The organism is Planktothrix sp. FACHB-1355 (genome assembly GCF_014748295.1).
GTDB lineage: Bacteria > Cyanobacteriota > Cyanobacteriia > Cyanobacteriales > Aerosakkonemataceae > Aerosakkonema > Aerosakkonema funiforme_A.
In genome coordinates this window covers 1-5048 of sequence record NZ_JACJUP010000435.1, presented here as the reverse complement: position 1 = coordinate 5048, position 5048 = coordinate 1, and the positions used below count along the sequence as shown (strand labels likewise).

Sequence of the window (5048 nt, the reverse complement as noted above, 5' to 3'; positions counted from 1 at the left end):
CGACTACGGGCGAGAACGATCGCCCTTGGAAAAGCCCTTCGTTTAAAAACTGTTGTACTAATTGTCGGTTGTCGAAAAACCCTGAGATATCTAAGTTATTATTCCGATAATATTCAAAGTCAACAAACGGTGAAAATTGCAGTCTTGATGGAATACTACCTGCTTCTAAGAATCCATATGTTAATAAGTGATTTAAGGCTTCATCATCGCTAAGTTGGGCTAAGTCTGGATTATTTAGGCGATAGTAATTAGCATCAAATATTTGTTCTAGGGTTAAGCGAGTATCTCCGTTAGCCATGATTTCTCTACCTTTATAACACTAATCAAACCTGTAGATTTGTTGCACCCATATAATACCAAGTTGCGATCGAATGTTGAATATTCTCGTTCCAGAAGGGAAAGAAGGCGAGAGAAATATACTTGTAAGAATGCAACTTGGTATAACGCTACATAGATTAAGTTACCGTTGAGAGTTAGCGCAGTCACCTACAGACATAGCCTATCTCAAAAGTGGGAGTTAGAGTTCCAAGTTAACGTAGCGATCTGATAGAGCTAAATTTATTTATACCAGACCGCTTGACAAGGAAGCCGATTAGAATATTAAGCTTTTACCCAGGTAATCCGCAAGCTCAAGTTGCATTTGAAATATTTTTCTTGGCGCGTTGAGCGCGGGCATCAGCTGAAGCCATCACTTCAGCCATGTTTTCTAGCATTTCACCTGGGTGATTTTCTAAGACTCTGGTGGAAAGAGAAATACGACTTTTTCCTTCATCTAAATCGACTATGACTGCTTTAATCTGCTGACCGACCTGAAACAGATTTGGCAGCGATTCAATGTAGGTTTGGCTGATTTGTTTGATGTGGAGCAAACCGGTAGTACCTCCCAAATCGACGAATAAGCCGAAGGGTTTGATACCGCTAATTTTACCTTCTACTAGCTGTCCCAGTTCCATTTCGCTAAAGCGAGCGGATTGACTGGCTAAGCGCTGGGAAAGAACGAGTTTTTCGCGTTCGCGATCGAGTTCCAAAAAGCTGGCAGTTAAGGGTTGACCGATGAGTTCCTCCAGCTTGTCTTTATCTATTAAGTGACTGCGCGGAATAAAACCCCGTACCCCCTTAACATCGACGGTGACACCACCTTTGTTTACACCGGTGACTTTCACTTGTATTGTTTGACCGCTATCTTGCATTTCGGCCAACTTATCCCAAGTTTGCTTAATTTGTAGCTGCTTTAAAGAAAGGGTAACTTGTCCGTCTGCATCTTGCTCGCGGATGATTAAAAATTCGCGTTCTTCCCCTAATGGTAATAATTCGGACAAAGTAGTCGATCGTTTTAAGATAATCTCTTGAATGGGGAGAAAAGCGGAGGATTTAGCACCAATGTCTATATACACACCATCGCTGGCGTATTCAAACGCCTTGCCGCGTACCACCTGCCCTTTTTCAAAGTTGTAGTCGTGTGTTTCGAGGGCTTTGGCAAAATCATCCATAGAAAAGGATGAGTTATTGGCTTGAGAAGGCGTCGATTTGGGTTTCATCTTTCTTTTCGATCTAGGTAAATTTTGATTTAGTTGCTGGCGCGGCAGGGTTGATGGCACGGCTGATAGTGTAGTTTAACGATCGCACTGCTTGACTGACGATCGATCGCCTTGATACGATCGCTAAACTTGTTTTTGCTATGACCAAACTCCCAGGGCAGCTACCCCAAGCATTTTACCTTTGGCTGTAACAAGTTTTTATCTCAGTTTCGGCCTCTAAACGGGGAAAAGCTTCTACAACCTCTGGCACATCCTCACTAACTTCCACTTGCTACCAGGAGATTCGTTTGAAACAATTGCTTAACCTGAGCCCAAGCAGCTTCAGCTGCTGCTGCATCGTAGCTTCCGCGACGATCGCAGAAAAAACCGTGGTCAACTCCATCGTAGCGAAAGACGCGATGAGTAACCTGATGTTTCTCTAACTCTGCCTCAATTCGATCGACCTGTTCCGCTGGAATGCTGGCATCATCCATACCAAAGAAGGCGTAGAGGATGCCTTTAATGTCTTTTGTGCGGGTTATTGTCGGTTCGCCGCCACCAGGAGTAGAATTGGCGATACCAGCACCGTAGAATGAGGCAGTAGCTTTGATATCGGGTAAAGTCGCGGCAAGATAGGCCACGTGACCGCCAAAGCAAAAACCTATGCAGCCAATGCGATCGCCTTTTACCTGGGGCAGGCTTTTGAGATAATCTATCGTCGCCTGGATATCACCGAGCAACTCGGATGCTTTGGTTTGTTGCTTGTAGTCTCTGCCGATTTTAATGTCTTCTGGAGTGTAACCGGTCTCAAAACCAGGAGCGATGCGTTGGAAGAGTGCAGGTGCGATCGCTACGTAACCTTCCTTAGCAATTCGTGCCGTTACGTCTCGGATGTGTTCGTTTACTCCGAAGATCTCTTGGAATACTATCACCGCCGGGAAAGGCACCTGGCCGATCGGCTCTGCATAGTACGCATCAATTTGCAACTCCCCATTGGGTATTTTAACGTTAGATGTGCGAATCTCTAGGTCTGCCATCCTGTTTTACCCTCGTGATATCACCGTATAGATTTTAGATTGAGAAAGCTACGAATGCGATCGGCCACTTCTTGTACGCCTTTCTGCTTTTCACCCGCGTCTATGCGTATGCGATCGCCCGATTCTTCCGCAAGATAGATGTAGAAAGAATAACTGCTCTTCCATTTCCTCCAAGACGCTTCAAAAGCTGAAATAATTTTTCAGGTTTAATAATTGTGCATCAAACTACCATAAAAAGTTACATATTCATGCCAATAACCACTCTATTACACCTGCCCGTCAGGGTGGATATTAGCCATTATAATAAGCAATAATTTAGGCGATCGTCATACTTTATTTAAAATAAAAATCCAAGCGAACTATTTTTTGACTAATATCTATGTTGTGCTTCTATATTTAAAAATTCTCTTACAAACTCAGCCTTTTGTTCAGCGGAGCCCGCACTTTCTCAAAAAAGTATCGATTTGTGCGACTATTTTTAGCATTCGAGCGTAGGAACTTTTAATACCTCTCACAGCATAAACCATGAGTGTGAGTTTATTCTCTCATAGCAATAAATTTTCCAAAAGCCAAGATTGACCGATCGCATTCAGAATATCCATTTTCGATAGATCACCCGTTCTGGTAATGTTATTTTTCTCAGTATTCGGTATGATGCAGTTTCAGATAATCTGTGCTAACAAGTGCGGATTACCTACCCTAGAGGCGGTAAGCTGTTTGCAAGATAACAATACACTGGATATATAGACAAAAACACAATTTTATGGTGCCTACCGCCGCATTATCCCTTTAAAAACTCGATCGGAGTCCCTGGAGGCTCTAAGATGGTTCAATTTCATATTCAGCCAGATAGTGAAATCCCAGCATCAACACAGCTATTTAATCAAATTCGGTTTGCGATCGCATCCCGCCAGTTTCCCCCCGGACACCGCCTCCCCAGCACCCGCGCATTAGCCATGCAGACGGGTCTGCATCGCAACACCATCAGTAAGGTATACCGTCACTTAGAAGACATCGGATTGGTCGAGTCTCTGGCGGGGTCGGGTATTTACGTCCGCGCTCAAGGTAATGAAGGCGGATCGAGGCTAAAATCACCGATCGTCGAACAGTATCCCCAAGCCAACAAAATCGTACAGGAAAGCCTGGACAAACTACTTGCCGAAGGTTGCACTCTCAACCAAGCCAGAGAGCTTTTTTTGGGAGAAATCGACTGGCGCTTGCGTTGCAGTGCTAGAGTGCTAGTCACAGCTCCCAAGCAGGATATTGGCGTTGGCGAGTTGATGGTGCAGGAATTGGAACAATCGCTCAAAATTCCCGTACAACTCGTGCCTTTGGAGGAGTTAGGCGCATTTCTCGACCAAACTCATGGTGGTACAGTGGTGACCAGTCGCTATTTTATCGGAGAAGCAGAAGCGATCGTCGCACCCAAATCAGTCCGAGTTATCCCCGTCGATATCTACGACTACAGTTCGGAAATCCAGGTGGTCAAAAGCTTGCCAAAAGACAGCTGCGTCGGTCTTGTCAGTCTCAGTTCTGGTATCCTGCGAGCCGCAGAAGTCATAATTCACAGTCTCCGAGGTGACGATTTGCTAGTCATGACCGCTCAACGCGGAGACACCTACAAGCTTAACGCCTTAGTTCGCAGTGCCAGAACAATTATCAGCGATCAAGCTAGTTTTAGCACCGTAAAAGCGACAGTTGCAGATGCCAGAGACGATATGATTCGTCCGCCTCAGCTAATCTGCTGCGAAAATTACATTGGCGTTAAGTCGATTAATTTACTCAAACGCGAATTAGGATTGGGATGATATTCAGGAGCGATCGCACTTTTTACCTGTCCCAATGGCGGTGCGATCGCACATAATTAAACTATCCCCTCCCAAACGACAAATTACCAATGTCTGCAACCATTATTAAACCCAAACTAATTCTAGAGGAGTTCCTCAAACTTCCGGAAACTAAGCCAGGATCGGAATTTATCAATGGAGAAATCATTCAAAAAGATATGCCCCAAGGCGAACACAGCTGACTACAAGCTAAACTTTGCACCGTTATCAACGAAATAACTGAAACCCCAAAAATTGCCTACGCTTTCCCAGAACTACGCTGCACCTTTGGCGGTGACTCCATTATCCCTGACATATCTGTATTCCGCTGGGAAAGAATACCCATTCTCCCATCTGGCAAAATTGCTAACCGTTTTGAAATTCATCCAGATTGGGCGATCGCAATCCTTTCCCCTGAGCAAAATCAAACTAAAGTGCTTAGTAAATTATTGCATTGCTCGCGTAATGGCACTGAATTGTGTTGGTTAATCGACTCCGAAACTGAAACGATTCTAGCTATGTTTCCGGGTCAAAAAATAGAAATTTTTACAGGTTCTACTCAGTTACCCGTACTGGATGGAATTGAGTTGCAATTAACAGTCGAACAGGTTTTTAGTTGGTTAAACTTTAGTTCAATTAAACTCAGACTTAACCCCCAAAAACTCCTG

4 protein-coding genes and 2 pseudogenes are annotated in these 5048 nt (G+C 44.3%); 2 read left to right on the top strand and 4 right to left on the bottom strand.

Going from position 1 to position 5048, the window contains the following annotated elements; translation table 11 throughout:
- The 4 genes and pseudogenes from H6S82_RS17735 to H6S82_RS17725 all read right to left on the bottom strand — a co-directional run.
- A pseudogene (locus H6S82_RS17735) lies at positions 1-298 on the bottom strand (hypothetical protein); the annotation flags it as partial.
- 331 nt (positions 299-629) lie between these two features.
- Entirely contained in the window at positions 630-1538 is a 909-nt protein-coding gene (locus H6S82_RS17730; protein WP_190464374.1) for a S1 RNA-binding domain-containing protein, read from the bottom strand.
- A 13-nt stretch (positions 1539-1551) separates the two neighbouring features.
- Positions 1552-1686, bottom strand: a complete 135-nt coding sequence (locus tag H6S82_RS34095) for a hypothetical protein (RefSeq protein WP_255512214.1) — start codon at positions 1684-1686, stop codon at positions 1552-1554.
- 109 nt (positions 1687-1795) lie between these two features.
- Positions 1796-2554, bottom strand: coding sequence for a dienelactone hydrolase family protein (locus H6S82_RS17725; RefSeq protein WP_190464373.1), 759 nt, complete (start codon positions 2552-2554; stop codon positions 1796-1798).
- A gap of 824 nt (positions 2555-3378) precedes the next feature.
- Here H6S82_RS17725 and H6S82_RS17720 point away from each other — a divergent pair.
- Both H6S82_RS17720 and H6S82_RS17715 read left to right on the top strand, forming a co-directional pair.
- Positions 3379-4362 (top strand): GntR family transcriptional regulator, encoded by a 984-nt coding sequence (locus H6S82_RS17720; protein ID WP_190464372.1) that lies wholly within the window; start codon positions 3379-3381, stop codon positions 4360-4362.
- A gap of 89 nt (positions 4363-4451) precedes the next feature.
- A pseudogene (locus tag H6S82_RS17715) lies at positions 4452-5048 on the top strand (Uma2 family endonuclease); the annotation flags it as partial.